This is a genomic window from Actinomadura scrupuli, from assembly GCF_050971785.1.
In the GTDB taxonomy this organism is placed as follows: Bacteria; Actinomycetota; Actinomycetes; order Streptosporangiales; family Streptosporangiaceae; genus Actinomadura_E; species Actinomadura_E scrupuli.
On sequence record NZ_JBPCCU010000002.1, the window covers coordinates 755,436 to 781,537 of the forward strand.

A 26,102-nucleotide genomic window follows, 5' to 3' on the forward strand; every position below is an offset into this window, starting at 1 on the left:
TCGCCGGCGTTCCCTACCTTGCGCGCTGCCGCCGGACACCCCGCCTGGGCTGCAATCGGGTCATGGACACGACGACGTACGAGACCGATGAACACGAGGGCGGCGATGACGCGCGGGCAGGTGCGGCGCGGGCGCCGGGCGCGGCGCGGGCGGTGGGCGCCACCAAGATCTATGGCACGGGGCACACCCGGGTCCGGGCGCTCGACGAGGTCACCGTCGAGCTGCCACGCGGGCACTTCACCGCCATCATGGGCCCGTCCGGGGCCGGCAAGTCGACGTTGATGCATTGCCTGGCCGGGCTGGAAACCCTGACCTCCGGACAGGTGTTCATCGGCGACGCCGAGCTGGGCGCCCTGTCGGACCGGGAGCTCACCCGGCTGCGCCGCGGGCGGGTCGGCTTCGTCTTCCAGAGTTTCAACCTGCTGCCGACGCTCACCGCGCTGGAGAACATCACGCTCACGCTGACGCTGGCCGGGAGAAGGGCCGAGCCGAGCTGGCTGGAGGAGCTCGTCGCGACCGTCGGGCTCGGCGACCGGCTGTCGCACCGCCCGGCCGAGCTGTCGGGCGGCCAGCAGCAGCGCGTCGCGGTGGCACGGGCGCTGGCCGGGCGCCCGGAGATCGTCTTCGCCGACGAGCCCACCGGGAACCTCGACTCGCGGGCCGGTGCGGAGATCCTGGGCTTCCTGCGGCGGGCGGTCACCGAGCTGGGCCAGACCGTCGCGATGGTCACCCACGATCCAGTGGCCGCGGGCTACGCCGACACCGCGCTCTTCCTCGCCGACGGGCGGATCGTCGACCGGATGGACGGGCCGACGTCCGAGAAGGTGCTGGACCGGCTCAAGGCCTTCGGGGAGTGAACGCGATGACCAGGCTCACGCTCACCGGCCTCTGGGCGCGCAAGCGCCGGCTCCTCGGCTCCTTCCTCGCGGTCTTCCTCGGCGTGGCCTTCCTGGCCGGGACCCTGGTGCTCAGCGGCACCCTGTCGGCCGGGATCGACGGGATCTACGCCAAGGTCTATGCGGGCACCGACGTGTCCGTGCGCAACTCCACCGACGTGACCGGCCGGCCGGGACAGCACCGGGGGATGATCGACGCCTCCGTGCTGGACCGGGTGCGCCACGTCGCCGGAGTGGCCGCCGCCGAGCCCGTCATCCAGGGCGGCGGGCAGCTCCTCGACGAGCACGGCCGGATGATCAAGGTCGAGGGGCTCCAGGAGGTGCGCACCTGGACGGCCGATCCCGGGCTCAACCCCTACGCCGTCACCGACGGGCGCCCCCCGCGAGCTCCGGGCGAAGTGGTGATCAACCGCGGGCTGGCCGAGCGCGGGCACCTGCGGGTGGGGGACCGGACGGTCGCCCTGCTCTCCGCGCGGGTCCCGGTCACCGTCGTCGGCATCGTGACGTTCCGGGCGCAGCCCGCGCTCGGCGGGCGCGGGGCGCTGGTCTGCCTCACCCTGGCCGACGCGCAGCGCTACCTCGGCGGCGGCGTCGATCGCGTCAGCACCGTGGCCGTACGAGCCGTCCCGGGGGTGAGCCGGCCGGTCCTCGCGGGCCGCGTCGCCGCCGCCCTGCCGCCGGGCACCGAGGCCGTCACCGGTGAGGACCTCGCCGCGGAGAGCGCCTCGGCGGTCAACGAGCAGCTCATCGACGTGCTGCGCTCGTTCCTGCTCGTCTTCGCCGGGGTGGCCCTGCTGGTCGGCACCTTCACCATCGCCAACACCTTCTCGATCCTGGCCGCGCAGCGGTCCCGCGAGGTGGCGCTGCTGCGGGCTGTGGGAGCCTCGCGCGGGCAGGTCCTGGCGTCGGTCGTGGCGGAGGCGTTGGTGGTCGGGGTGCTGGCCTCGGCCGCGGGCCTGGGCGGCGGGCTCGGCATCGCCCTGCTGCTCAAGGAGCTGCTCGGGGCCAACGGCCTCGACCTGCCCACACCGGGCCTGGTGGTCGGCGCCGGCACCGTCGTGACGTCGCTGGTCGTCGGCGTCGTGGTGACCCTGCTGGCCTGCGCGGTCCCGGCCGTACGGGCCTCGCGGGTGCCGCCGCTGGCGGCGCTGCGCGAGCTCGCCGCGGAACCGTCCGGCCTGCCGCGCCGCCGGCTGATCGCCGGTGCCGTGCTGGGCGTGCCGGGTGTCGGCCTGGCCCTGGGCGGCACCCTGACCGGGAAGCTGAACCTCACCGGGATCGGTGCCGTCGCGACCGTGATCGGGATCATCGTGCTCGGCCCGGTGGCGGTCCGGCCGTTCGGCCGGCCGGCGGGCGCTCTGGTGGCCCGTACCCGTGGTGTGGCCGGGGTGCTGGCCGGGCGCAACGTCACGCGCAGCCCGCGGCGGACCGCCGGGGCCGCGACCGCCCTGATGATCGGGGTCGGGGTGGTGACGCTGTTCACCGTGGTCATCGGCTCGATCAAGAGCACCACCGAGCAGAGCGTCGGCGCGTCGTTCGGCGGGGATCTGACCGTCCAGGCCGATGGCGCCGGCGGCGGGCTGGAGCCGGGGCTGGGCGCCGAGCTGGCCCGGCTGCCGGAGGTGGCCGCGGTCGCCGCGCTGGCCGACGGGCAGGCCCGGGTGGGCGGGGTGAGCCGGTCGGTGAAGATCGCCGATCCGGCCGCGCTCACCCGGGTGGTACGCCTGCGGACGACCGCCGGATCGGTGCCCGCGCTGAGCGGCGCGCAGCTCGCCGTCGCCACGACCGTCGCGAAGGAAAGGCGATGGCGGCTGGGCGGCACCGTACGGATGACCTTCTCCGACGGGGTGAGCTCGGCGTACACGATCGGTGCGATCTACCGGCCCAGTGCCGTGCTGGGCGACTACCTCGTCCCGCGCTCCGGCTGGGCCCCGCACGACCGGCGGACGCGCGACACCGCGGTGCTCGTCGACCTGCGCGCCGGGGTGTCCACCACAGCCGGCCGGGCCGCCGTGCAGCGGGTCGCGCAGGCGTACGGCGATCCCACCGTGCGGGACCGCCGGGCCTACATCGACACCCAGACCGCCGACCTGGACCAGCTTCTGGCGATCATCTACGTGATGCTCACGCTGGCGATCCTCATCGCCCTGCTGAGCATCGCCAACACGCTGTCGCTGGCGATCCACGAGCGCACCCGCGAACTCGGGCTGCTCCGTGCGATCGGCGCGACCCGTGCCCAGATCCGCTCGATGGTCCGCTGGGAATCGGTGATCACCGCGCTGTTCGGCACCGCCGGCGGGATCGGGCTCGGCCTGTTCCTCGGCTGGGCCCTGGTGCGGACCGGTGCCGACGAGGGCGCGAGCAACTTCATGGCTCCGCCGGTCCCGCTGGCGTGCGTCATGGCGGGCGGCGCCGTGGCGGGGGTGCTCGCGGCCATCCGGCCGGCGCGCCGCGCCGCGCGGCTCGCCGTGCTCGATGCCATCGCCGCGCCATGACCGCTCCCCGGCCGGGTCCGCCCGCCCGGTACGGGCGCCCCGTACCTCGTCACCGGGGTGGTGCCTCCGGTGGGGTACGCGTCCGCTGCCGTACTGCGGTGAGGAAACCGCTCACGGTGGTGTGCGGAGCCGGGCGCCCGTAGGAGGCGGCGAGCGCGGCGAGCTCATGGAACCGGGGACGCCAGCCGAGCCCGGTCAGCCGGCCGGGGGCGTCCTCGCCCAGCCCGCCCTTCCACAGCGCGGTGTAGCGGTCCATGCCCGGTGTTCGCGTGGCGCGGGTGAGGAGCGGGCTCTCGGCCACCGGGCTGTACTCGAACGAGAGCCGGCTGCCCGGTGCGGACAGCTCGCCGACCGAGGTGAGCAGCCGGCCGGCCTCGTCGAAGGTCAGGTAGATCAGCAGCCCTTCGGCGAGCCACACCGCGGGGACGGCGGGATCGAACCCGGCGCCGAGCAGCGCGACGGGCCAGTCCGCCCGCAGGTCGACCGGCACCACCGTGCGCTCACAACGCGGCACGGCGTCGCGGCCGGTCAGCACCGGGTTCTTGAAACCCAGCACCTCGGGGAAGTCCAGCTCGAACAGGCGTGTCCGCTCCGGCCAGGCCAGCCGGAAGGCCCGGGTGTCCAGGCCCGCGGCGAGCAGCACCACCTGCGGGCACTCGTCCGCGGCGGCGAGCAGGTAGTCGTCGAAGAACCGGGTGCGAATGGCGCCGTGGAAGGCGAACATCCCGCCCAGCGAGGAGGCCGATCCCGCCCCCGCAGGCCCCGCCTCCGACCCGGCCTTCGCCGCCGCCTTCGTGCTCGCCTCGTCGGTGAACGCCCCGGGAGCGGCGTCCAGGAACGCCTGCGCGTAGGGGTCGTCGAACAGCCGATCCTCCCGCAGGCTCTCGTGGGCCCGTATCCGCGCCATCCCCAGAGCGGTCTTGCCCACGCCCCGCAGGGGCTCCCGCTGCCGCATCTCCGCCTCCGCGTCCTGGCCGATGCCTCACCTTACAGATACATCGCTGACGATGCATCTGTAGCGATATAGTCTCCGGTCATGGACGGCGGAGAACTGCACCGGCTGGGCAGGCGCTTGATCGAGCTGTCCGCGGCGGCCACCGGCGAGGAGGGGGACCTGAGGCTGACTCCATGCCAGGTCGCCGTGCTCGAAGACGCGATCAAGCACCCGGCCGGCACCGTCACCGACATCCGGCAACGGACGGGTTTCGCGCAGAGCCACGTGTCGGCGTCGGTGTCCCGGCTCAGGGCACGCGGACTGGTCGAGACCCTCGCCGATCCGGGCGACGGCCGGCGCACTCGCGTACGCGTGACCGAGGAGACGCTGCGGGCCGTGTCACGGCGGGCGGGCCGCCGTGTCGACGACGCCATCGGCCGCGCCGTCCCCGGCCCCGCCGAGGCCCGTGAGGTCTCCGTCCTGCTTGACCGGCTGGCCGAACTGCTGTTGTGAACGCCCAGACCGGCGTACGGACCGGCGCGTCGGAAGCTCCGCGATCGGCCGGTGGGAGTCCGTACGGCCAGTGGAGCGCGGGCCGCGCTGTGGGAGGGGGTCAGCCGTCGAGAGCGCCGGCCTTGACCTGGTCGAGGAACGCGCGGAACTGGTGGACGGCGATGGTGAGTGGGGGATGGCCGGGGTGCTTGCTGTCGCGGATGCCGATGGCCGCGGGGAGGGCCGCGACCTCGACGCATTCGCCACCCTGGTCCCCGCTGTGGGTGCTCTTGCGCCAGACGGGAGCGGGGAAGCCGGTCATAGACTCTCCAAGAGCTTTTCGAGGAATTCTCGGGATTCTTCCTGAGACAGCGCCGATGCCCTGATCAGGTCGAAACGTACCTCACACTTTTCCACCGCCGAGGCCTCTTCGACCAGCCGTCCGCCGACCTGGTCCTCCACATAAATCGCGTTCGGGCCCTCGTCGAAACTGAGGATGGTCATCGAGCCGGAACGCCCGAGGTAGTTGGCCCTGCTCATCGGGATTATCTGGAGAGTGATGGTCGGTCGTTGGGCCAGGTCGATGAGGTGGGCGATCTGGTCCCGCATCACCTTGTTCCCGCCGGGTGCCGGGCGGAAGGCGGTTTCGTCGATGACGACCCAGAGCCATGGCGGTTCCTTACGGTCAAGGATCTCCTGGCGCTTCATTCTTGCCTCGACGAACCTGTCGCGGGTCTCGGCATCCTGACTGGCACCCACCAGGTCGCGGGCATGGTCCTTTGTCTGTAGCAGACCGTGGATGATTCCGAGGCGGAAGATGCGCAGCGAACCGGCCTCCGGTTCCAGTTCGGCGTACGGGCGGAACCACTCGGGCAGCGTCTCCTTGTTGGCCAGATGCCACAGGTCCTGGAAGTACTCACCCGTGCCGAAGAGACGGTCGAACTCGGTGACGGCCTCCCACGAGGGCATCCGCTTGGCTATCTCGATCTTGCTGATCTGGTCGCCGGTGACCCAGACCATGGGGCCCAGGTGGTCCTGGGTCCAGCCCTTGCGCTCGCGGTGGATGCGCACCTTGGAGCCCAGCAGGGCGGCCACCGAGGCGGTCGGGTCGAGCTTCTTGGGGCGGCGGCCCATCCTGACCTCCGAAATCGACAGTGGGGGAGTGTCGACTCAATCGACTACGCAGCGTGTTGGTCCGGCGACAGGCTAATTCCGGCGCGAGAGCCTCGCCACCCGAACGGCACGGAAGTGGACGGACCTATGGACGACACCAAGACCGCACGACACCCCGATCCGGGCCATCCCGCGTACACGCTGGCCTGCAAGGCCGTGCCGGAGGCGGCAGCGGCCGTCCGGCTCCTGATCAGGGAGGCCCTCGCCGAGTGGCACATGGCAGAGCTCGTCGACGGCGCGGGACTGGTCGCGACCGAGCTCGTCTCCAACGCGATCCGGTCCGGCGACGACATCGCCGTGGAGATCCGGCCGGTCACGGCCGGTGCCGCGCGTCACCTGCGCATCGAGGTCTTCGACACGAGCCCGCAGGCGCCGCGGCGGCAGGGCGGCGACCTGCTGGACGAGCACGGGAAGGGCCTGCAACTCGTGGCGGCGTTCGCGGCCGACTGGGGGCATCGGCCGGTGGACGGCGGCAAGGTCGTATGGGCCCTGCTCGGGCCGGCCGCCGGTCAGCGCCGGGCGACCAAAGTCTTCCCGCCGAGAACGTAGATCATCGTAAACACTCGAGTGGGCGGGCTTGGGGAAATTGCCCTCGGGGGATGACATGAGAGGAAATGCGCGCGCCACCGTCTTCTGAGTCCTGTCCATAAAGCCGCAAATCGGGCTTTGTGCGACTTGGTTCTTCGAGGAGGAACTTTTCATGGTGATTCACAAGAGCCTGGTACGCACCGTGTCCAGCCTGGCCATCGCGGGTGCGGCCGTGGTGGCGATGGGCACGGCCGCGCCGGCCGGTGCGGAGACCATGACGGTGCGGACCGCGCGGAGTCCGGGCTCGCACCCCGGCGATCCCGCGTTGTGTTACCGGATCAATTACAAGCTGCTCTGCATTGCACGGGGAGACTCAGCGGATGATCTCCCGGACGCGAGCGACCGGCAAGAGGCCGCGGGTCCGCCGATCCGGCAGGCCGTCGAGACTCCCTAGCCGTCCAGCCCTCAGTGCCCGCGGAAGGCCTCTTCCAGCCACCAGGCAGCCCGCTGTTTGGTCACCTGGGCGTGCACGACGAGCGGCCGGTCGCGCGGGCCCGCCAGCCAGCCGGCCACCGCCGTGAGATCGTCGCGACGGCGTACGGTGACGGCCGCGCAGCCGAAGCCGCGGCCGATCTCCGCGAGGTCGGACGGCGGGAAGGTCACGATGTCGAGCGGATGGCCGTCGGGCCCGAAGTGGTGCACCTCCGCGCCGTACGCCTCGTCGTCGTAGATCACGATCAGCAGGCCGAGCCCGAGCCGTACGGCCGTCTCCAGCTCGCTGATGCCCATCAGCGCGCCGCCGTCACCGAGGGCGGCCACGGTCAGCCGGTCCGGCCGGGCGATCGCCGCCCCGACGGCGGTCGCCAGCCCCAGGCCGATGGACTGGAACCCCTGGGTGAAGACGAGCCCGTCGGCGTCGGGCACGTCCAGGAACATGGCCGGGTAGCCCATGAAGTTGCCGGAGTCGACGGCGACCGTGCGTTCCCGGGGGAGCAGGTCGTCCACGGCGATCGAGAGCGTCCGGGGGTCGATCCGCGAGCCGTCGGAGTCGTCCTGGTACGGTACGTCGCGCCAGCGCAGCTCCCGGGACAGGCGCCCGGCCAGCGCGGCGGAACGGTAGCCCGCCGAGGAGTACCCGCGGGCGGCCAGCTCGGCCTCGACGGCCGTGGCGGTCTCGGCCACGTCCCCGACGAGCCCCAGGTCCACGGGGCGGTGCGCGCCGAGCGCTTCGGGCTCCAGGTCGACCTGCGCGACCGTCGTACCAGGGCCGACCAGCGCGCCGTGCCGCAGTGTCCACATGTTCAGCGAGCAGCCCCAGCCGACGAGGAGATCGGCGTCGCGGATCAGCTCGGCGGCGATCGGCGCGGCGAAGCCGCCGCTGACGTCCAGCTCGAAGGGGTCGCCCCGGAAGAGCCCGCGGGCGACCGCCGAGGTGGCGAGCAGGGCGCCCGTACGCTCGGCCAGCCTCCGCAGCGGCTCGCGCGCCCGCCGGGCACCACGGCCGGCCACGAACACCGGCCGCCGGGCACCGGCCAGCGCGTCGGCGAGCGGGCCGGGGTCCGCCACCGGCGCGGCCGGGGCCGCCATCTCCGGGATCGTCACCGGGCCGGCGAACGAAGCCGCCTGGACGTCGAGCGGCAGGCTGAGCAGCACCGTACGGCGCTCGAACACCGCGGTCCGCCAGGCGCGGCACACGTCCTCCACCGCGGTCGCCGGGGAGCCGAGCCGTTCCGGTACGGCTCCGACCGCCCGGGCCAGTGACCCCTGGTCGACGCGGAAGTTCGAGTGCACGGCGGAGGCGGCCACGTCCGCGGCGAGGACGAGCAACGGAGTACGGCTCTTGGCGGCCTCGGTGATCCCGGTCATCGCGTTGGTCAGACCGGGGCCCTGGTGCACCGAGAGCAGCCCGGCCCGGCCGCTCACCCGGGCGTACGCGTCGGCCATGGTCGCGGCGCCGCCCTCGTGCCGGGCGGCGACGAACCGGGCGCCGCGGGCGACCAGTGCGTTGGTGACGTGGAAGTTGCCGCTGCCCACGACCCCGAACACGGTGTCGCCGCCGAGCCCGGTGAGAGCGGCAGCCACCGCCTCGGCGACGATCAATGCTCGACCAGGGCCAGCACGCGCGCCGGGCTGCCCGAACCCCCGACGATCGGCAGCGGAGAGGCGATCAGCACCGCGCCGCGGGCCGGCAGCCGGTCGAGGTTGCGCAGCTGGGTCAGGCCGTACTTGTCCGCGCCCAGCAGGAAGGAATGGCACGGGAACGGCGGGTCGAACCCATGGGCGGCGCCGGCGTCCGTACCGACCGTCTCGACCCCGATCCCGATGATCGGCGTCTCCTCGGCCAGCCAGCGTGCGCATTCCGGGCTGATGCCGGGGGTGTGCGGGCCCGTCTCGTCGGCGTTCAGGAACGCGTCCTGGTCGGCGGAGCGCGCGTCCCAGCCGGTCCGGTACAGCAGCCAGCCGCCGTCGGGCAGCGGGCCGTTGACGCTCTCCCATTCCCGTACGTGCTCGATGGTCAGCAGGAAGTCGGGGTCGGCGGCGGCCTGGAAGGTCGCGTCCAGGACCACCGCGGGGGCCACCAGCCGGCCCGGGGCGACCTGGGAGACGTCCTGGCCGTCCTTGCCGGTGACCCAGTGCACCGGCGCGTCGAAGTGGGTCCCGGTGTGCTCGCCGGTGACGATGTCGTTCCAGTACCAGGCGGGGCCGCGGTCGTCGTAGCGGCTGATCTCGCGCAGCGAGAAGTTCACGGTGTTGGCGAACGGTTCGGGCAGTTGCAGGATCGGGGTGGCCTCCGACAGCGGGGCGGTCAGGTCGACCACCTCGACCGAGCCGTCCGCGAGCGCGGTGGCCAGCTGAGCGAGCAGGGACATCTGTCCTCCCGGGGACGGCGGGTACGGGGCCCGCCGCCGCGGACCGCCCACACCGAAACGTACCGACCGGCCGGTTCTCCGGGAAGACGCATCGCGTGCTTTGGATCGGTCCGTGCGAGCGGGCGGGGCCGTCCACTGACCGAACGGTGGCGTTGCGGGGACGTGCAGAGGCTTTCCTGACGGGCCTTTGGCGTGTCCGGTGGACTTCCGGGATCAAGTGGCGGGCACCCCGTATGTATGGGTCTCCCCCCGTATCGCCCCGCGGGGACGAGGTGTTGGCTCCACCACCTCTGGCGGAGCCCGGAGTGATGGCGTCGAAGCCGCCGACCAACGCCCGCCTCTATCACGCCGAGATCAGTGGAGAGGCCGCCCTTCCCCAGGACAGGGACGTGCTGCTGGCGCTCAGGAGGATCTCCCTGCACGCCGCCGTCCCAGGTGCGGAGAACCGGTCCTTCATGATGCGCGCCGTCGCCTGGCTCGCCCGGGCGGGGATCGGGCAGTTCCTGGACATCGGTGCCGGGTTGCCGGCCTGGGGCAACGTGCACGAGATCGCGAGCAGGTTCCGGTCCGATGTGACGGTGGCCTACGTCGACCACGACCCGGAGGTCGTGGAGGGCTGGCGGGCCCGGTCCCTGGACCGATCACGGATCATCGCGGTGCAGGCGGACGTGCGGCGGCCGCGGGAGATTCTCGATCATGAGCAGGTGCGCTCGCTGATCGACTTCAGCCGTCCGGTGGGCCTGCTGCTGGGTGCCGTCATGCACCTGGTGGCCGATCGGGATGAGCCGGTGGAGATCGTCCGCACGCTGGTCGACGCCCTGGCCCCCGGCAGTTTCCTGGTGCTCTCGCAGGTAACGGAGGAGGCCCAGCCGCCGGAGACCGTGGCCGAGGTCTGCCGGATCCTGTCCCGGGTGGGCATCGAGGTCACGCCGCGTTCCCGGGAGCAGGTCGGCCGCTTCTTCACCGGCCTCGACCTCGTCGAGCCCGGGGTGGTGCCGGTCACGGAGTGGCGGCCCGCCAGAACGGACCCCCGGCCGGGCACCGGCTGGTACGTGGGGGGTGTCGGCTGCAAACCCGAGGTGGCCCCGGACGGGTCAGCTCTTGCGGGCTACGCCGCCGACGAGCCAGACGGCGTCGGGATCCTGGAGGGCGACGCTGGGCTCCGGCCGCCACGAGGGTAGGTGGACGATACCGGGCTCGATGATGTCCCAGGACTCCAGCAGAGACTCGATATCCGACCTGCTGCGCTGGTCCGGGCGCTTGACGTCCTTCATGGGGCCCTCCCGGTAGACCGCCGCGAGCCCCTCCCGGGTCTCGGGGCGGATGTGCGGCACCGCATGGGAGACGGCCAGGTGGCTGCCCGGCGGGACGGACTTGTTCAGCTGGGTGAGGATCTCCCGCGCCTCGTCGTCGTCGAGGATGAAGTGCAGCACCGCCAGGAGCAGGAAGGCGACCGGCTGGTCGAGGTCGATCAGCGCCGTCAGCCGGGGATCGGAGAGGATCTCGTCGGGACGGCGCAGGTCGGCTCCGATCACGGCGGCGCGGCCGTTGCCCTCCAGCAGCGCCTGGGCGTGCACGATGACGACCGGGTCATGATCGACATAGACCACCCTGGCGTCGGGCGCCACCGACCGCAGGATCTCGTGGACGTGGCCCTGGGTGGGCAGCCCGGTGCCGATGTCGACGAACTGCCGGATGCCCGCGTCCACCAGGAAGCGGATGACCCGGTCGAGGAACCTGCGGTTCTCGCGGGCGATCATCGGCACTTCGGGCGCAAGCCGCTTCACCTGGTCGGCAGCCTCCCGGTCGGCGGCGAAGTTGTCCTTGCCGCCCAGGAAGTAGTCGTACATGCGAGCGATGTTGGGCGTCGTGGGATCGAAGCCCAGCGAGTCGTCCGATCCGGCGGATCCCGGCACGGTACCCCTTTCGACGCGATGGGCTTCTGATGATATGCCCGGTCCATGATCCACGACCGGCCGCCTCAGGCGCTCCGGTGGCCGTACGGGTCCCCACCGGACGGTGCCAGGTGACCGTGCGTACACGATATCGGCAGCATTGCCCCGGAAAATTGCTGGTCACATGCGGTTTAACGCTGCGTTCACATATGGGCAACAGGTCGGAAATCACGCATTGCAACTCTCGATGCTGGCTAGAACCCAACCACCGTTCGCCCCGCGATGAAGGGATCGCTGTGAGCTATAAGGCCGAGTACATCTGGATCGACGGCACCGAGCCCAGCGCTCGGCTCCGGTCCAAGACCAGGATCCTCGCCGACGGCGCCGAACTGCCGATCTGGGGCTTCGACGGCTCCAGCACCAACCAGGCCCCTGGTGACAAGTCGGACTGCGTGCTCAAGCCGGTCTTCTCCTGTCCCGACCCGATCCGCGGCGGCGACAACAAGCTCGTGCTGTGCGAGGTCTACCTGATCGACGGGACGCCGCACGCGACCAACAACCGGGCCAAGCTCACGCCGATCGCCGAGCAGTTCGCCGAGCAGGAGGCGTGGTTCGGCATCGAGCAGGAGTACACCTTCTTCCGGGAGGGCCGCCCGCTGGGCTTCCCGGCCGTCGGCTTCCCCGCCCCGCAGGGCCCGTACTACTGCGGCGTCGGCGCGGACGAGGTCTTCGGCCGCGACATCGTCGAGGCGCACCTCGACGCCTGCCTGTCCGCGGGTCTGGCGATCTCCGGTATCAACGCCGAGGTCATGCCCGGCCAGTGGGAGTTCCAGGTCGGCCCGGCCGGCCCCGTCGAGGTGGCCGACCACCTTTGGGTGGCCCGCTGGCTGCTGTACCGCATCGCCGAGGACTTCGACGTCGCCGCCACCCTGGACGCCAAGCCCGCCAAGGGTGACTGGAACGGTGCCGGCGCGCACACCAACTTCTCCACCAAGGCCATGCGCGAGAGCTACGACGCGATCATCACCGCGGCCGAGGCGCTCGGCGCCGAGGGCAAGGTCGAGGAGCACATCGCCGGTTACGGCCACGGCATCGAGGAGCGCCTCACCGGGCAGCACGAGACCGCCCCGTACAGCGTCTTCAGCTACGGCGTGTCGGACCGCGGCGCCTCGGTGCGCATCCCCTGGCAGGTCGAGCTCGAGCAGAAGGGCTACATCGAGGACCGCCGGCCGAACGCCAACATCGACCCGTACAACGTGACGCGGCTGCTGACCAACACCTGCTGCGCGGCGCTGGAGAAGGCGGGTCAGGTCTGACCCGCGACTGAGCTCGGGTTGATGCCGGCGGTCGGCGCGGTCGCCGGCATCAACCCGAAAGGCCGAGGGGATCCCGGGGCGGGGCGCTTCCGGGATCCCCTCTTTTTTCACGTCCGCGGGCACACCCGCCGCAACACAGGCACACCCGGCGCATCCGCCGGTACGCGGGCGTACGTCCCGTAAGCGGGCTCTCGGGCGGACGCACCCGAACCCCTTCCCTCCGTGATCATGCGGGGCCGAGGTTGTCTGGGTGCCTGCGTGGCCGGGCGGGTGTGGCGCGGGTCAGCGCCCGGGCCTGCCGCCGTGCTTCGGGCCCTGTCCGCTCCTGGGCTTACCGGTCGGCTTCTTGACCGGCTTCTTCGGCGGCGCCGGCGAGTATCCGAACACCCCGCCCGGGTCCGGGAAGTCGGTGATGGGCGTCCCGGCCAGTGCCTCCTGCATGGTGTCGACCCAGTACGGCGCGAGACTGGCTCCGTAGGCGTTGACCGGATCGCCGAACGGCGCGTCCGGGTTCCCGTACCACAGCACCGCCGCGAGGTCGGTGGTGTAGCCGGCGAACATGACGCTGGTCAGGTTCTCGTTGGTACCGGTCTTGCCCGCGGCGGGACGGCCGTCGGGCAGCGAGTTGCCCCGCGCGGTGCCCTTGGTGAGCACGCCCTTGAGGATCTTGGAGACCTCGTCGGCGACGTCGGCCTTGACGACCTGCTTGCACCCGGCGCTGGGGACGGCGAGCTGCTTGCCCGTCGAGTCCTTGATCGCGTTGATGGCGATGGGCTTGCAGTACTTGCCGGAGGCCGCGAAGCCGGCGTAGGCGGCCGACAGGTGCACGATGTCGATCTCGTTGCTGCCCAGGGTCATCGTGGGGACCTGCCTCAGCGGGGCACCGTTGGTCAGGGTCATCCCGAAGGAGGCGGCCATCTTGGCGACCTTGCAGAGCCCGACCTGCTTCTCCAGCAGCGCGTAGTAGGTGTTCACCGAGTCCCAGGTGCCGCGCTCCAGCCCGTAGGCGCCGCTCTCGGACTCCCCGGCGTTGGAGACGCTGTCCCAGTTGATCGTCTCTCCCGCGCAGTTGGTGTAGCCGTTGACCCGCGTGCTGGCCGGGCTGTTGATGGTCTCGCTGAGCCGTACGCCGTTCTCCAGCGCGGCGGCCAGCGTGAACACCTTGAAGGTCGAGCCGGCCGCGACTCCGCCGCCGCCACCGTGCGCGATGTCGACGGCGTAGTCGATGGACGCCTCGTGCTTGTCGAGGCCGTACTTGCGGCTGACGGCGATCCCCTGGATCTTGCCGGTGCCGGGCTCGACCATCGCCTCCATGGTGATCCGGTCGGACTTGGGGCCGCTGTTGCGCTCGACCGCCCGCTGCGCCGCGTCCTGGGCCTTCGGGCTCAGGGTCGTCTGGATGGTGAGACCACCGGTGTTGAGCAGGCTCCGCCTGGCCTCCGGGGTGTCGCCGAACACCGGGTTGGTGAGGATCTCGTTCTGCACGTAGAGGCAGAAGTAGGCGTACTTGGAGATGTCACAGCCACCGGGAAGGATCTTGGGGTGCAGCCCGAGGGGCTTCGCCTTGGCCGCGGTCGCCTCCGCCCGGCCGATGTGGCCGAGCTCCACCATCCGGTCCAGCACGATGTTGCGCCGTTCCAGGACCGCGCCCGGGTACTTCGTCGGGTCGTACTTGTTGGCGTTGTTGACCATCCCGGCCAGTGTCGCGGCCTGGGTGAGGTTCAGCTGCGACGCGTGGACCCCGAAGTACCGCTGGGAGGCCGCCTCGATGCCGTAGGCGAAGTGCCCGAAGTAGGCGATGTTCAGGTACTTATCGAGGATGTCGTTCTTGCTGTAGTTCTCTTCGACCCAGAGCGCGTACCGCAGCTCCTGGAGCTTGCGGGTCAGGTTGGGGGCGATCGTGCTGCCCTGGACGACCTTGGCCGCGTCCAGGGCGGCCTGGGCCTGGTGCTTGGCGCTCTTGGTACGGGCCTTGGCGAGCCGTTCCTGGGCCTGCGCGACCCGGGCGCCGGCCGTCTCGAACAGCACGTTCTTCACGTACTGCTGGGTCAGGCTGGAGCCGCCCTGCTTCTGCGTGCCCTCGGACTGGTCGCGGACCAGGGCGCGGATCGTGCCCTTCAGGTCGAGCGCGCCGTGCTGGTAGAAGCGCGCGTCCTCGATGGCCACGACCGCCTTCTGCATGACCGGGGCGATCTTGTCGATGGGGACGTCGGTGCGGTTCTCGTAGTAGAACGAAGCGATCTTGGAGCCGTCGGCCGCCAGGATGGTGGATCGCTGCGGCAGCGGAGGCTCGTCCAGCCGCTGCGCCCTGGCCTGCTCGGACGCGTTCTTCGCCGCTAGGCCGATCGGGCCGGCCGCTGGGAGCATGATCGCGCCGACCAGAAGACCCGCGAGCACCGCCGCGCAGATCAGTTTCGCTACCTGGCCCAGCTTGGCCACCATCTCCGGAGTCACTTGGACAGACTAATTGCACGCAATAGGGACTCTCTTCTGGTATCGCGGTAATCACGAGAAATATTCAGCACCTTGGGAGGGAACGTCGAGCCTGCGCTCAGCATGCGCGCGCCGCCGTGCTGACCTCGGCGGCCGTCCGAGGCTCGGGTGCGGGAGTGGGATCTCAGGGGCTCCGCCGCGACGGCCGATCCGAGTACCCGTACGCATCCGGATTCGGACGATGCCTCTGGGTGCGGACGGCCGGGATCCCTCCGGCCTCCCGGCCGCGGGTGGGACGGCTCGGCGGATCGATGACGCTGCCTGGGCGGGTGGCGGTCCTGTGGCGCTGGGGGATGAGCCGTGGCCGTGGCCGTCCACGCAGGCCGGGGTGTGGGAGTGCCTACCGATTTGTTCTTTTCCATTCAGAGTGGTTACTGGCAATTAGGGCAGTACGTATGGAAATTGTCCATCATGCTTTTCGGTCCGGTCTCATCATAGAGGATCTCGTCCTCCTGGTTGAGGGCCGGAAAGTTGATCTCAAAGTCGATCGCATGATCTTTATGGAATGGTCTAGCGGGAACGGGAAGGTGTTCGCTAGTGTGTTCTAAGAAAATGGATCGCGGCTTTTGGCGGGGGGTGCGCGAAGGTGTCGGCGGCGGCGGTGGAGTTCGTTTCGCCAAAGGCGGATCCGGTGGTCGGGGACGCTGTTCCGGGGCCGCGGACGGCCGCCGGGCTGGACGCTCTGGACGCCGCGACGCTGTCCGATGACGAGCTGACCGAGGTGATGGTCGCCTGGCGGAAGCTGACCTCATGGGCACAGGCCGGCGAGCTCGCTGCGGTGGCGGAGCTGGTGCGCCGTCGTGAGTGCAGCACCGGAGCGGGCCTGCGCTGAAGGTGGGGGAGTTCATCGCCGATGAGATCGCTCTGGCGCTGACCCTGTCAGGCAGGGCGGCCGGGACGTGGGCCGGGCTGGCGTGCGAGCTGGCCGACCGGCTCCCGCTGACCCGCCGTGCGCTGGCCGAGGGGTCCATCGATCTGGATCGTGCCCGGGCGATCGCCGACGGGTTGCTGGGAGTCGATCCGGGCACCGCGGCCCTGGTCGAGCGAGCGGTGATCGGTGAAGCCCGGAGGTGCCCGGTGGGCCGGCTGCGGCGCCGGGTCCATGCGGTGATCAAGGAGGTGGACCCCCAGGCCGCCGAGCGGCGCCGACGGCGGGCTCGGAAGGTGCGGAGCCTGGAGAGATGGGCGACCGCGGCCGGCACCTGGGGTCTGGCGCTGCGTGAGGTCTCGGAGGAGGACGCCGAGGCGATCTACAACCGGATCAACGCCGTCGCGCAGACGATGAAGGCCGATGGGGACGCCCGTCCGATCGACGCGATCCGTCATGACCTCGGAGTCGCCCTGCTGCGGGGCACTCCGCTCCCGGAGGCCGCCCGCGATCTACGCCGCAGCGATGAGGACGGTCATGGCGCGGACCGAGCCGACCTCGTTGCGGACTGCGGCGGATTCTCCGCGGCCGCCGGCGACCCCATGGGGCCCGAGAGTGAAGACCCTGCTCAGAGGCGTCATGGGCAACGCTGCGAGCACTGCGGGCGCTGCGAGCATTGTGGGCGCTGCGAGCGCTGTAGGCATGCGGTGGCGGATGTGGCGGCTCAGATCACCCGCCTGCTCGCGGACGTCATCGACGAGCGGCTGAGATCGGTCACCGACGGCCGTCTCAAGACCGGTCGGCGTGCCGGTTCGGCGCTGAGCGTGGCCGCCGCGATGCAGGCCATGTCCACCGCCCTGGCACAGTTGAAGGTCCGCTGGTGCGAGACCGCCGGCGGACCTTCAGCCGCGCCGGCCGAGGAACTCACCACCGGCTGCCACGGCCACCACGGACAGTTCAGCCGAAGCGGCCAACAGAAACGCCCCGATCAGCACGGCCCCGAGCAACGCACGCCTGATCAGCGCGGCTCCCCGCAGCGCAGCTCCGATCACCAGAGCGCCGATCAGCAGAGCCCCGAGCAACGCACGCTTGAGCAGCGCAACCCCGGTCAGCACGGCACCGCTCACAGCGCCGATCAGCATGACCGCGTGCCACAGGGCCTCGGTGGGCTTGTGCACGGCAGCCGGGGTTACCGGCCGCCGGCCGGGATGCGACGGCTGGTCGAGCGTGCGTACCAGGCGTGTGCCTTCCCGGCCTGCGACCGCCCGGCCGCCCGTTGCGATCTGGACCACACCGTTCCCTGGCAGCAGGGTGGGGCGACCTGCCCATGCAATTTGGCGCCCTTATGCCGACATCATCATCGGCTGAAGCAACATCCACAATGGCATCTTTTCCAGCCATGGCCGGGTCTTCTCCTGTGGGTCACCCCTGCGGGAAAATGGCACACCGTCATCCCGGAGGACCGGCAATGACTGGCCCCTGGCACTGTCTCCGGATTCGGTGATCAGCTGGGCATCAGGACCGCCACCTGATCGAAGATCCTGCATTTCTCCACCGGTCGTCACCCCGACGGCCGCGGTCGCATCACCCGGCGCGAGGGGGGAATGAAGGCGTGCCACTAATCCTTCAGGTATTCGCGCACAGCCGTCCGGAAGGCGTCCGGGGGCAGGGAGTAGCCGGCATCGATCGGTTCGGCCAGCTGCCGCAGGGCGGCGGGGATGCTGTCGATCCAGCCGAACAGGCCGGTTCGCCACTGAACGCGTACCCGCAGGCCCGCGTCGGTCATCCAATAACGGTCGTTGACCGGATCGGCTCCTACCAGCCCGGCGCTGAGCAGCCGCGCGACCGCGCTCGTGAACTCTGCCTCGACCAGGATCGCGTGGTTAATGGCATCGGCGATGGCGATCACCTGGGTCAGTGACCGCATGTCATGAGCACGATCGCTTGAGATCGCAGCGAACACCCACGCATCGGACATCGTCCATCCCGTGCTCATCCGGCAAGACTAGGACCGCCCCCGGGACACCGGGCGTGCGGGGACGGCCGGGCCGGTGCGGGCACCGGAATATCCCCCGCTCCTGCGGGAAGAGCCCTGCCATGACTCTTGATCTGCTGGCCGGCGACCTCTACCACATGCAGGAGCTCCTCGACCCGGAGGAGCAGAAGATCCTCGAGAGGGTCCGCGAGTTCCTGCAGAACGAGGTCAAGCCGATCGCCAACGACTGCTGGTCGCGCGCGGAGTTCCCGCATGACCTCGTTCCGAGGTACGCCGAGCTGGGTATCGCCGGGCTGAACTACGAGGAGTGCCCCGGCGAGAGGCCGAGCAGCCTGCTCACCGGCTTCCTCGCCATGGAGATGGCGCACACCGATCCGTCGATGGCGACCTTCTTCGGGGTGCACGTCGGGCTGGCGATGGGCAGCATCGCGCAGTGCGGGTCGGCCGAGCAGCGCAAGCGCTGGCTGCCGGACATGGCGTTGATGAACAAGATCGGTGCCTTCGCGCTCACCGAGCCGGACGGCGGCTCCGACGTCGCCCTCGGCCTGCGCACCACCGCCCGCCGGGAGGGCGACGTGTGGGTGCTCGACGGTGCCAAGCGCTGGATCGGCAACGCCACCTTCGCCGACCTCATCGTGGTCTGGGCCAAGGACGTCGAGGACGACAAGGTCAAGGGCTTCGTGGTCGAGAAGGGCACACCGGGGCTGACCACCACGAAGATCGAGAACAAGATCGCGCTGCGTACCGTGCAGAACGCCGACATCACGCTGACCGGCTGCCGGGTTCCGGAGGTGAACCGGCTGGAGAACGCCCACGGGTTCCGGGACACCGCCGGGATCCTGCGGCGGACGCGCAGCGGGGTGGCCTGGCAGTCGGTCGGGGTGATGCTCGCCGCGTACGAGATCGCCCGTGACTACGCCGTCCAGCGCGAGCAGTTCGGCCGTCCGATCGGAGGCTTCCAGCTCGTCCAGGATCTGCTGGTGCGGATGCTCGGCAACGCCACCGCCTGCCTGGGCATGGTGGTACGGCTGGCGCAGCTCCAGGACAACGGGCTCTACCGGGACGAGCACTCGGCACTGGCCAAGGCGTACTCCACCAGCCGGATGCGGGAGACCGTCGGCTGGGCTCGGGAGCTGATGGCGGGCAACGGCATCGTGCTGGACTACGACATCGGCCGCTTCGTCGCCGACGCCGAGGCGCTCTATTCCTACGAGGGCACCCGGGAGATCAACACGCTCATCGTCGGCCGGGCCATCACCGGGCTGAGCGCGTTCGTGTAGGCCACGCCGGGGGTGGCGTGAGCCCGCGGGGCGTTCAGCCCGGACGGCGGACGAGGGCGCTGCGGTCGAGTGCCGCGAGCAGGTCGGCGGGGCCGTCGTAGATCTCCACCGCTCCCGCGCGGAGCAGCTCGTCCCGGCCGATGCCGCCGCTGAGCAGGCCGACGCACGGGACACCCGCCTTCTGGCACGCCTGGACGTCCCAGACGGTGTCGCCGACGAACACCGCCTCCTCGGGGCGGACCCGCGCCTTGTCCAGCGCGACGTGCACGAGATCGGGAGCGGGCTTGCTCCGCTCGACGTCCGCGGAGGAGGTGGCGTCGTCGATGGCGTCCTCGGCGTCGAGCGCCTCCCGCAGCGCGTTGAACTCGCGTTCGTCGGCCGAGCTGGCCAGCACCACCCGAAGCCCGCGCCTCTTGCAGGCGCGCAGCAGCTCCGCCGCGCCTTCCAGAGGCATCAGCCGGGACCAGTAGGTCGCGTACAGTGCGCCGTGAGCAGCGCGGATGTCATCGTCGGCACCGCGGTCCCGGTCCGCCGGCAGGACCGCGTCGAGCAACTGGTCCGAGCCCATCCCGATCGCCCGGTGGATGCGCGCCATCGGGACCGTGTGACCGGCCTGGCGCAGCCCCTCCCACCAGGTCACCGCGTGCAGGTGGTTACTGTCGACCAGGGTGCCGTCCACATCGAAGAGCACGGCTGTGACGGAAGCGCTCATCCTGCCGCACTACCCGGGCGGAGCGGCCCGAACCAGGATTCTGCCGGGGCGCCCACTCATCCATGCGGCTCCCGGTTACGAAGTACACGTGGAAGGGAGACCGATGAGTGAGGTGCCGCAGCCGCGGCTGGCCGTACGGGGCCCGGCCGGCCAGGTGCGGGCGATCGCGCTCGTCCTCCACGGCGGCCGGGCGAACAGTCACGAACCGGCGGCGGCGCGCCAGCCCGCCGCGCTGCGGATGGTGCCGTTCGCCCGGTCGCTGGAGCGGGCCGGTCGTCCCTGCGGGCTGGCGGTCTGGTCCCTGGGCTACCGCTACCGCGGCTGGAACGGCGCCGAGGCGTCCCCGGTGCCGGACGCCCGGTGGGCTCTCGACCTGATCCGGCAGCGGCACGGCGACCTGCCGGTGGCCCTCGTCGGCCACTCGATGGGCGGCCGCACGGCCTTGCGGATCGCCGACGATCCCCTGGTACGCAGCGTGGCCGCGCTCGCCCCCTGGCTGCCGGAGGGGGAACCCACCGGGGCGGTGGCCGGGCGTCAAGTCCTGATCATGCACGGCACCGACGACCAGACCACCGACCCGGGCGCGTCGCTGGCCTACGCCCTGCACGCCCCGGCCGCGCGGATCGCCGCCATCTCGGTCCGCCGCGAGGGCCATGCGATGCTGCGCAGGCCGGGGACGTGGCATCGGCTGACCACCGGATTCGTACTGGGCAGTCTCGGCTGTACCGCGATGCCCCCGGAACTGGACGCCGCCTGGAACGACGCACCCGTCGTGATCTGAGCCGGGCGGACTCGTCAGGCGAGGACGTCGTCGCCCATGGCGGCGACGTCCAGGACCGGCTCCGGTGCCGGCTCCAGGGGCCGCACGTCCACGCCGTAGGCGTCGGCGATGACGACCCGGCGGTCGTCGACGCGGATCCAGTCGGCGCGGTCGTCGTGCGGCTCGCTCGCGATGAGCGCGCCGTCCGGCGAGACCTGGTAGCAGAGGGTCTCTCCCCAGGTGGTCGCCACGACCCGTACGCCGTCGGTGGCCAGCATGTTGAGGCACGCGTTGGAGTCCACGGCGGTGATGTCGCGGAGCAACCCGACCACGGCGACCTCCAGCGGGGTGCCCCGGTCGAGCCGCTGCCAGAGCAGGCTGGCCAGGAAGGCGGCGTCGCAGGTGGACTCGGGCTCGTACCCTGGCTCCAGCAGGTGCAGGGTCTTCTCGACGTTCAGGTGACCGTTGAGGCTGAGCAGGCAGGACCCGTTGGTGAAGGGCGCGGTGGCGGCCTCCTCGATGGGCATGCCCGGGCTCGCGCCGCGCACCGCGCCGAGCACGCAGCCGCCCGACATCTCCTGCGCGAGGGTGGGGAAGTCGGGGTCGGACTCGATCGGGCCGGTGCGGCGGTAGGACACCGCACGTCCCTCGGCCGGAAACCAGCCCACCCCGAAGCCGTCCCGGTTGACCAGGTCGATCTGCTGCCAGCGGGGACGGGCGGCCTGGCGCGGCAGCCCGTACGAAGGCCGGAGGATCAGTTCATCGAATGACCGGTCCCGGCCCAGCCAGGCGAAGTGGCGGCACATGACGTGAGATCCCCCTTCAGTCAGCAGTGAACGACGGGGCTCTCCCTGCCGTTCGGCCGGGAGAGCCCCAGAGCGTTGGATCGGGTGCGGGCGGCTTCGTCGACTGCCCTCAAGCCGAGCATAGCCATCGTTCGGCTCGACTAAACACCACAGTTTCTTGCGTTTTTCGGCTTCTGATTAACACATTCGAAACCGGGCGCCCGGATCAGAGTCCGTGGCTCTGCAGCCACAGCTCCAGCAGCGCGAGCTGCCACAGCGCGCTGGCGCCCAGCGTCGTCCGGTGGTCGCTCGGCGCCGCCATCAGCCGTTCGACGTAGGCGGGACGGAACAGCCCCCGCGACTTGGCCGCGGGGCTGGTCAGCGCCTCGCGCACCAGGTCGAGGTACGGCCCGGACAGATGCCGGATCGCCGGCACCGGGAAGTACCCCTTGGGCCGGTCGATGACCTCGTCGGGCACGATCCCGCGGGCCGCGTTCTTCAGCACGCCCTTGCCGCCGGCCGCCAGCTTGAGCGACGGCGGGCAGGCCGCGGCCAGCTCCACCAGATCATGGTCGAGGAACGGGGTCCGGGCTTCCAGCCCCCAGCCCATCGTCATGTTGTCGACCCGTTTCACCGGGTCGTCCACCAGCATCACCGACGTGTCAAGCCGTAGCGCCGCGTCCAGCGCCGTCTCAGCCCCCGGCCTGCCGAAATGCTCCCGGACGAACGCCTCGCTGGGATCGCCCTCCAGCAGGTACTGCGCGTTCAACGTCTCCGCCAGCGCGGAGTGCGGCCGGTCGAAGAACACCTTGGCGTACGCCTCGGTGACCCCGTCGCGCGGCACGTCGGCCAGTGGCGGGTACCAGTCGTAACCGGCGAACACCTCGTCGGCGCCCTGCCCGGACTGCACCACCTTGACGTGCCGCGAGACCTCTTGCGAGAGCAGGTAGAAGGCCACGCAGTCATGGCTGACCATCGGCTCGCTCATCGACGCGACCGCGCCGGTCAGGGCGGGCAGCAGCCGCGAGTCGTCAATCTGGATCTTGTGATGGTCGGTGCCGAAGTGCGCGGCGATGAGGTCGGAGTAGGCGAACTCGTCGCCGGACTCGCCTCCCGCCGCGTGGAAGCCGATGCTGAAGGTGGCCAGGCCCCGCTGTCCGGCCTCGGCGAGCAGCGCCACGATCAGGCTGGAGTCCAGGCCGCCGGACAGCAGCACGCCGACCGGCACGTCGGCCACCATGCGGCGGTCCACGGCGGTGCGCAGCGACTCCAGCACGGCCGCGGTCCAGTCCTGTGCGGACTCCTCGGCCCACCGCTCGGGCGAACGGGTGTGGCTCGGCCGCCAGTAGGTGTGATCCGTATGGGCGCCGTCCGGCCGGATCGTACGGACCGTGGCGGGCGGCAGCTTGGAGACCCCGGACAGGATCGTGCGCGGCGGCGGCACCACCGAATGGAAGGTCATGTAGTGGTGCAGCGCGACCAGGTCGAGGTCGGTGCCGACCCCGCCTCCCGCCAGCAGCGCCGGCAGCGTCGAGGCGAAACGGAGCCGGGCGCCGTCCCGCGTCAGGTACAGCGGCTTGATGCCGAGCCTGTCCCGGCCGAGCACCACCAGCCCGGTGTCGCGTTCCACGATCGCGAAGGCGAACATCCCCTTGAACCGCGCCACGCAGTCCGGGCCCCACCGGTGGTAGGCCTTGATCAGCACCTCGGTGTCGGAGGTGGAGAAGAACCGGTAGCCCTCCGCCACCAGGTCGGCGCGCAGTTCCCGGTAGTTGTAGATGCAGCCGTTGAAGACCCCGGTCAGTCCGAGGTCGCTGTCGGTCATGGGCTGCGCGGCCTTGTCGGACAGGTCGATGATCTTCAGCCGGCGGTGGCCGAGCGCGACGGGACCCTGGGACCAGACGCCCGAGCCGTCGGGGCCGCGCGGCTCCATCGCGGCGGTCATCCGGGCGACCGCTGCCACGTCGGCCACGGCGCCGTCGAACCGCAGTTCTCCGCTCAGCCCGCACATCGGCCGCTCCATGACGTCATTCCAGGTCCTCTCGCCGGGGGATCTCACAGGTCTGCGATGGTCACTGCATCAGCCAGGTGTCCTTGGAACCACCTCCTCGCGAGGAGTTCACGATCCGGCTGCCCGCCGGGGCCACCCGGGTCAGGGCCAGCGGCGCCACCACGGGCTCGCGGCCGAGGCAGACGAAGGCCCGCAGGTCGACGGCGCGTGGTTCCAGCCGGCCGTCGACGAACGTCGGATGGGTGGACAGCGCCACGGTCTCCTGCGCGATCCAGCGGTCCGGATCGGCGAGGATCGCGGCCCGTGCCTCCGCCAGCTCCGCGGCCGACGCGTCGGGGCCGATCACCACCCCGTGCCCGCCGTACCCGTCCACCGGTTTGACCACCAGCTCGCCGAGCCGGTCCAGCGCCTCGGCCCGCTGGCCGGGCTCGCGGCAGACGAAGGTCGGCACGTTGTGCAGCAGCGGGGTCTCGTCCAGGTAGTACTCGATGAGCCGCGGGACGAAGGCGTACAGGGCCTTGTCGTCGGCCACCCCGTTGCCGGGCGCGTTGGCCAGTACGAGGCTTCCCTCGGCGATCGCGTCCAGCAGACCCGGGCCGAGCGGCCGTCCGTCCGCCCCCGTGGCCCCGAACAGCTCGTCCTCGTCGAGACGCCGGTAGAGCACCTCGATGTGCAGGTCCCCGGCCCGTACCGTGCCGTCCGCGGCGACCACCAGCTCGGACGGCCGGACCAGCGGCACCCCCAGCTGGTCGGCGAGCAACCGGTGCTCGTAGAAGGCGGAGTCGGCCGGCCCCATCGTCACCAGCGCCAGTGCGGAGGAGCTCATGGTCAGAGCGGTACGGAGCGTGCCGATCGCCTGAATGGGCGCCGGGGCGTGGGAGACGCGGACCAGCTCAGGCAGCACCCGAGCGGCCAGCCACCGGTTGGCCAGGGCGTAGCCGAGCCCGGAGGGCACCCGGACGTTGTCCTCCAGCACCGACCAGCGGCCCGCGTCGTCGCGGACGAGATCGATGCCCGCGACCGCGCACCGTACGACCCCGCGGGGCACCCGTGAGCCGGACTCGGCCAGGCCGGGTGACTCCTCGATCGCCCAGGCGGGCAGCACCCCGTCGGCCACCACCTCGCGCGGGCCGTACGCGTCGTGCAGGAACGCCTCCAGCGCCCGCACCCGCTGCGCCAGCCCGGCCTGCAGCGGGATCCAGTCCTCCGCGGCGACGGCGCGGGGCACGAGGTCGACGGGGAAGAGCCGATCCTCCTCGCCCTCGATGTGGAAGAACATGCCGAGCTTGCGCTGTACCTCGTCGCGCTGCCGCTCCCGTTCCCGCAGGCCCTCAGCACCGATGCGGTCCAGCGCGTTCATGATCAGCCCGTACGGCCCGCGCGCACTGTGGTCGAACACCACCGCCTCGTCGGCGGAGGTGTCGTATCCCGCGAGCATCGCGCTCACCTCGGTGCGGTTGGGGCCCGCACCGGGCTGCCACTCGGTGTTGGCGCGGGTCTCGGCGAGCAGCAGGTCCACGACCTCGTCGAGGCCGCCGCCCGCGAAGGCCCGGCGCTGCCGGGCCGCCGAGCTGCCCCGGCCGAGCGCCGCCTCGGTCAGTTCCGCGACGAGCTCCCAGTCGCCGTTGTTCTCCAGCGTGGGGCGGAGCTCGTCGAGCAGCCGCCGCAGCACCTGCGCGGCCTGCATGGGCGTGCCGCTGAGCGGGTCGACGAGCTCGCCCTCCAGTCCGCTCCGCGCCGCCCGCCAGGTGGTGGCGCGCACCAGCTCGGTGCGGACCGGGAGCTGGGGACGGCCGGTCCGCACCGCGTCCAGCTCCACGATCACCAGTGCCCGGAACAGCCCGGCCAGCAGCGCCACGTCCTCCACCCGGGGGCAGGCGTCGCACAGCCGCAGCTCCACGGTGGGCAGATGGGCCGAGGGCCGGACATCGAAGTAGATCATGCCCGGATCGGTGATCACTCCGGTCCGGATGAGGTCCTGGACCATCCGGTCGTACTCGGCGGCCGACTCCAGCGACGGGACCGGGCCGGTCGTGGGCCAGCGCTGCCACAGTACGGTGCGGTAGCTCGCGTAGCCGGAGTCCATGCCCAGCCAGAACGGCGAGCTGGCCGACAGCGCCAGGAGCGCCGGCAGCCAGGCCGACACCCGGTGCGACACCGCCACTGCGAGGTCACGGTCCCCGACGTCGACGTGCACCTGGGCCCCGCAGATCAGCTGCTCCCGCGCCAGGATCTGGTATTCCTCCAGCATGTTCTCGTAGCGCGGGTCGGGAGTGACCTTGAGGGCCTCCAGGTCCACGATGGGCACCGTGCCGGCGGCGACGATCCCCAGCCCCAGCGGCTCGGCCGCCGCGACCACGCCACGGCGCAGCGCCGCGAGGTCCTCGACCAGGTCGACGAGGCGGATGAAGGGCCGGCTGTTGGTCTCCACCACCGAGCGCTGGAGTTCACCGCTGAACCTGTCCGCGGGCAGTTGCTGCAGCAGGCTGTCGGCCCGAGGCATCAGCCGGCGGGTCTCGAGATCCACCGTGTGGAACTCTTCCTCGACCCCAACGGCCATGAATTCCGGACGTTCAGCCATCTGTCGGAGAATACGTA

General features: G+C 71.1%; 23 protein-coding genes. 11 read left to right on the forward strand and 12 right to left on the reverse strand.

All coding sequences use genetic code 11. From position 1 onward, the window contains the following. Positions 1 to 62 precede the first annotated feature (62 nt). Together ACRYCC_RS11250 and ACRYCC_RS11255 are read left to right on the forward strand one after the other, a co-directional pair. Positions 63 to 857, forward strand: coding sequence for an ABC transporter ATP-binding protein (locus ACRYCC_RS11250; RefSeq protein WP_433811005.1), 795 nt, complete (start codon positions 63 to 65; stop codon positions 855 to 857). A gap of 5 nt (positions 858 to 862) precedes the next feature. After that, positions 863 to 3,391, forward strand: a complete 2,529-nt coding sequence (locus tag ACRYCC_RS11255) for an ABC transporter permease (protein WP_433811007.1) — start codon at positions 863 to 865, stop codon at positions 3,389 to 3,391. Between the two features lie 49 nt (positions 3,392 to 3,440). Here the strand turns inward: ACRYCC_RS11255 and ACRYCC_RS11260 are convergent, their stop codons facing one another. After that, on the reverse strand, positions 3,441 to 4,346 hold the full coding sequence (locus ACRYCC_RS11260; protein WP_433811009.1) for an SAM-dependent methyltransferase: 906 nt from the start codon (positions 4,344 to 4,346) through the stop codon (positions 3,441 to 3,443). An 81-nt stretch (positions 4,347 to 4,427) separates the two neighbouring features. Between ACRYCC_RS11260 and ACRYCC_RS11265 the strand changes: the two genes are divergently transcribed. Next, positions 4,428 to 4,838 carry a helix-turn-helix domain-containing protein gene (locus tag ACRYCC_RS11265; RefSeq protein WP_433811011.1) on the forward strand — a complete coding sequence of 137 codons (411 nt, stop codon included), beginning with the start codon at positions 4,428 to 4,430 and terminating at the stop codon, positions 4,836 to 4,838. Positions 4,839 to 4,938: 100 nt separating this feature from the next. On the opposite strand, the gene ACRYCC_RS11270 is transcribed toward ACRYCC_RS11265, so the two are convergent. Both ACRYCC_RS11270 and ACRYCC_RS11275 read right to left on the reverse strand, forming a co-directional pair. Then, entirely contained in the window at positions 4,939 to 5,139 is a 201-nt protein-coding gene (locus ACRYCC_RS11270; RefSeq protein WP_433811012.1) for a DUF397 domain-containing protein, read from the reverse strand. Continuing rightward, on the reverse strand, positions 5,136 to 5,951 hold the full coding sequence (locus ACRYCC_RS11275) for a helix-turn-helix domain-containing protein (RefSeq protein WP_433811013.1): 816 nt from the start codon (positions 5,949 to 5,951) through the stop codon (positions 5,136 to 5,138). The genes ACRYCC_RS11270 and ACRYCC_RS11275 overlap by 4 nt, the downstream gene beginning before the upstream one ends. Before the next feature lie 126 nt (positions 5,952 to 6,077). Between ACRYCC_RS11275 and ACRYCC_RS11280 the strand changes: the two genes are divergently transcribed. Both ACRYCC_RS11280 and ACRYCC_RS11285 read left to right on the forward strand, forming a co-directional pair. Next, positions 6,078 to 6,539 carry an ATP-binding protein gene (locus ACRYCC_RS11280; protein ID WP_433811015.1) on the forward strand — a complete coding sequence of 154 codons (462 nt, stop codon included), beginning with the start codon at positions 6,078 to 6,080 and terminating at the stop codon, positions 6,537 to 6,539. A gap of 151 nt (positions 6,540 to 6,690) precedes the next feature. Then, positions 6,691 to 6,972: a hypothetical protein gene (locus tag ACRYCC_RS11285; RefSeq protein WP_433811017.1), complete on the forward strand. Its 282-nt coding sequence runs from the start codon at positions 6,691 to 6,693 to the stop codon at positions 6,970 to 6,972. 11 nt (positions 6,973 to 6,983) lie between these two features. On the opposite strand, the gene ACRYCC_RS11290 is transcribed toward ACRYCC_RS11285, so the two are convergent. Both ACRYCC_RS11290 and ACRYCC_RS11295 read right to left on the reverse strand, forming a co-directional pair. Continuing rightward, a complete protein-coding gene (locus tag ACRYCC_RS11290) occupies positions 6,984 to 8,600 on the reverse strand; it encodes a thiamine pyrophosphate-binding protein (protein ID WP_433811019.1) in 1,617 nt (538 codons plus the stop codon). A 14-nt stretch (positions 8,601 to 8,614) separates the two neighbouring features. Next, the gene (locus tag ACRYCC_RS11295) at positions 8,615 to 9,388 is read right to left on the reverse strand and encodes a cyclase family protein (RefSeq protein WP_433811021.1); all 774 of its coding nucleotides are present in this window, start codon (positions 9,386 to 9,388) and stop codon (positions 8,615 to 8,617) included. A gap of 308 nt (positions 9,389 to 9,696) precedes the next feature. Here ACRYCC_RS11295 and ACRYCC_RS11300 point away from each other — a divergent pair, with 308 nt between their 5' ends. Further along, positions 9,697 to 10,569, forward strand: a complete 873-nt coding sequence (locus ACRYCC_RS11300; RefSeq protein WP_433811023.1) for an SAM-dependent methyltransferase — start codon at positions 9,697 to 9,699, stop codon at positions 10,567 to 10,569. On the opposite strand, the gene ACRYCC_RS11305 is transcribed toward ACRYCC_RS11300, so the two are convergent. Next, positions 10,483 to 11,304, reverse strand: a complete 822-nt coding sequence (locus ACRYCC_RS11305) for an SAM-dependent methyltransferase (RefSeq protein WP_433811025.1) — start codon at positions 11,302 to 11,304, stop codon at positions 10,483 to 10,485. The two genes, ACRYCC_RS11300 and ACRYCC_RS11305, sit on opposite strands and share 87 nt — an antisense overlap. A 275-nt stretch (positions 11,305 to 11,579) precedes the next feature. Here ACRYCC_RS11305 and glnII point away from each other — a divergent pair, with 275 nt between their 5' ends. Next, positions 11,580 to 12,599 carry a glutamine synthetase gene (gene glnII / locus ACRYCC_RS11310; RefSeq protein ID WP_433811026.1) on the forward strand — a complete coding sequence of 340 codons (1,020 nt, stop codon included), beginning with the start codon at positions 11,580 to 11,582 and terminating at the stop codon, positions 12,597 to 12,599. A gap of 282 nt (positions 12,600 to 12,881) precedes the next feature. On the opposite strand, the gene ACRYCC_RS11315 is transcribed toward glnII, so the two are convergent. After that, complete coding sequence (locus ACRYCC_RS11315) at positions 12,882 to 15,053, reverse strand: transglycosylase domain-containing protein (RefSeq protein WP_433811028.1); 2,172 nt, start codon at positions 15,051 to 15,053, stop codon at positions 12,882 to 12,884. A 670-nt stretch (positions 15,054 to 15,723) separates the two neighbouring features. On the opposite strand from ACRYCC_RS11315, the gene ACRYCC_RS11320 reads away from it, so the two are divergent. Both ACRYCC_RS11320 and ACRYCC_RS11325 read left to right on the forward strand, forming a co-directional pair. Then, positions 15,724 to 15,924, forward strand: a complete 201-nt coding sequence (locus ACRYCC_RS11320) for a hypothetical protein (protein WP_433811030.1) — start codon at positions 15,724 to 15,726, stop codon at positions 15,922 to 15,924. A 2-nt stretch (positions 15,925 to 15,926) separates the two neighbouring features. Further along, complete coding sequence (locus ACRYCC_RS11325) at positions 15,927 to 17,432, forward strand: HNH endonuclease signature motif containing protein (protein WP_433812144.1); 1,506 nt, start codon at positions 15,927 to 15,929, stop codon at positions 17,430 to 17,432. A 146-nt stretch (positions 17,433 to 17,578) separates the two neighbouring features. On the opposite strand, the gene ACRYCC_RS11330 is transcribed toward ACRYCC_RS11325, so the two are convergent. Then, positions 17,579 to 17,956 (reverse strand): hypothetical protein, encoded by a 378-nt coding sequence (locus ACRYCC_RS11330; protein WP_433811031.1) that lies wholly within the window; start codon positions 17,954 to 17,956, stop codon positions 17,579 to 17,581. A gap of 101 nt (positions 17,957 to 18,057) precedes the next feature. On the opposite strand from ACRYCC_RS11330, the gene ACRYCC_RS11335 reads away from it, so the two are divergent. Further along, on the forward strand, positions 18,058 to 19,236 hold the full coding sequence (locus ACRYCC_RS11335) for an acyl-CoA dehydrogenase family protein (RefSeq protein WP_433811033.1): 1,179 nt from the start codon (positions 18,058 to 18,060) through the stop codon (positions 19,234 to 19,236). A 34-nt stretch (positions 19,237 to 19,270) separates the two neighbouring features. On the opposite strand, the gene ACRYCC_RS11340 is transcribed toward ACRYCC_RS11335, so the two are convergent. Next, positions 19,271 to 19,948, reverse strand: coding sequence for an HAD family hydrolase (locus ACRYCC_RS11340; RefSeq protein WP_433811035.1), 678 nt, complete (start codon positions 19,946 to 19,948; stop codon positions 19,271 to 19,273). A 103-nt stretch (positions 19,949 to 20,051) separates the two neighbouring features. Between ACRYCC_RS11340 and ACRYCC_RS11345 the strand changes: the two genes are divergently transcribed. Then, the gene (locus tag ACRYCC_RS11345; protein ID WP_433811037.1) at positions 20,052 to 20,729 is read left to right on the forward strand and encodes an alpha/beta hydrolase; all 678 of its coding nucleotides are present in this window, start codon (positions 20,052 to 20,054) and stop codon (positions 20,727 to 20,729) included. 14 nt (positions 20,730 to 20,743) lie between these two features. Here ACRYCC_RS11345 and ACRYCC_RS11350 read toward each other — a convergent pair whose 3' ends face one another. From ACRYCC_RS11350 to ACRYCC_RS11360, 3 genes are all read right to left on the reverse strand, one after another. Next, positions 20,744 to 21,514 (reverse strand): class II glutamine amidotransferase domain-containing protein, encoded by a 771-nt coding sequence (locus tag ACRYCC_RS11350; protein ID WP_433811038.1) that lies wholly within the window; start codon positions 21,512 to 21,514, stop codon positions 20,744 to 20,746. Positions 21,515 to 21,719: 205 nt separating this feature from the next. Then, positions 21,720 to 23,516 (reverse strand): N-acetylglutaminylglutamine amidotransferase, encoded by a 1,797-nt coding sequence (locus ACRYCC_RS11355; protein ID WP_433811040.1) that lies wholly within the window; start codon positions 23,514 to 23,516, stop codon positions 21,720 to 21,722. Positions 23,517 to 23,565: 49 nt separating this feature from the next. Beyond that, the gene (locus ACRYCC_RS11360; protein WP_433811042.1) at positions 23,566 to 26,085 is read right to left on the reverse strand and encodes a glutamate--cysteine ligase; all 2,520 of its coding nucleotides are present in this window, start codon (positions 26,083 to 26,085) and stop codon (positions 23,566 to 23,568) included. Positions 26,086 to 26,102 lie beyond the last annotated feature (17 nt).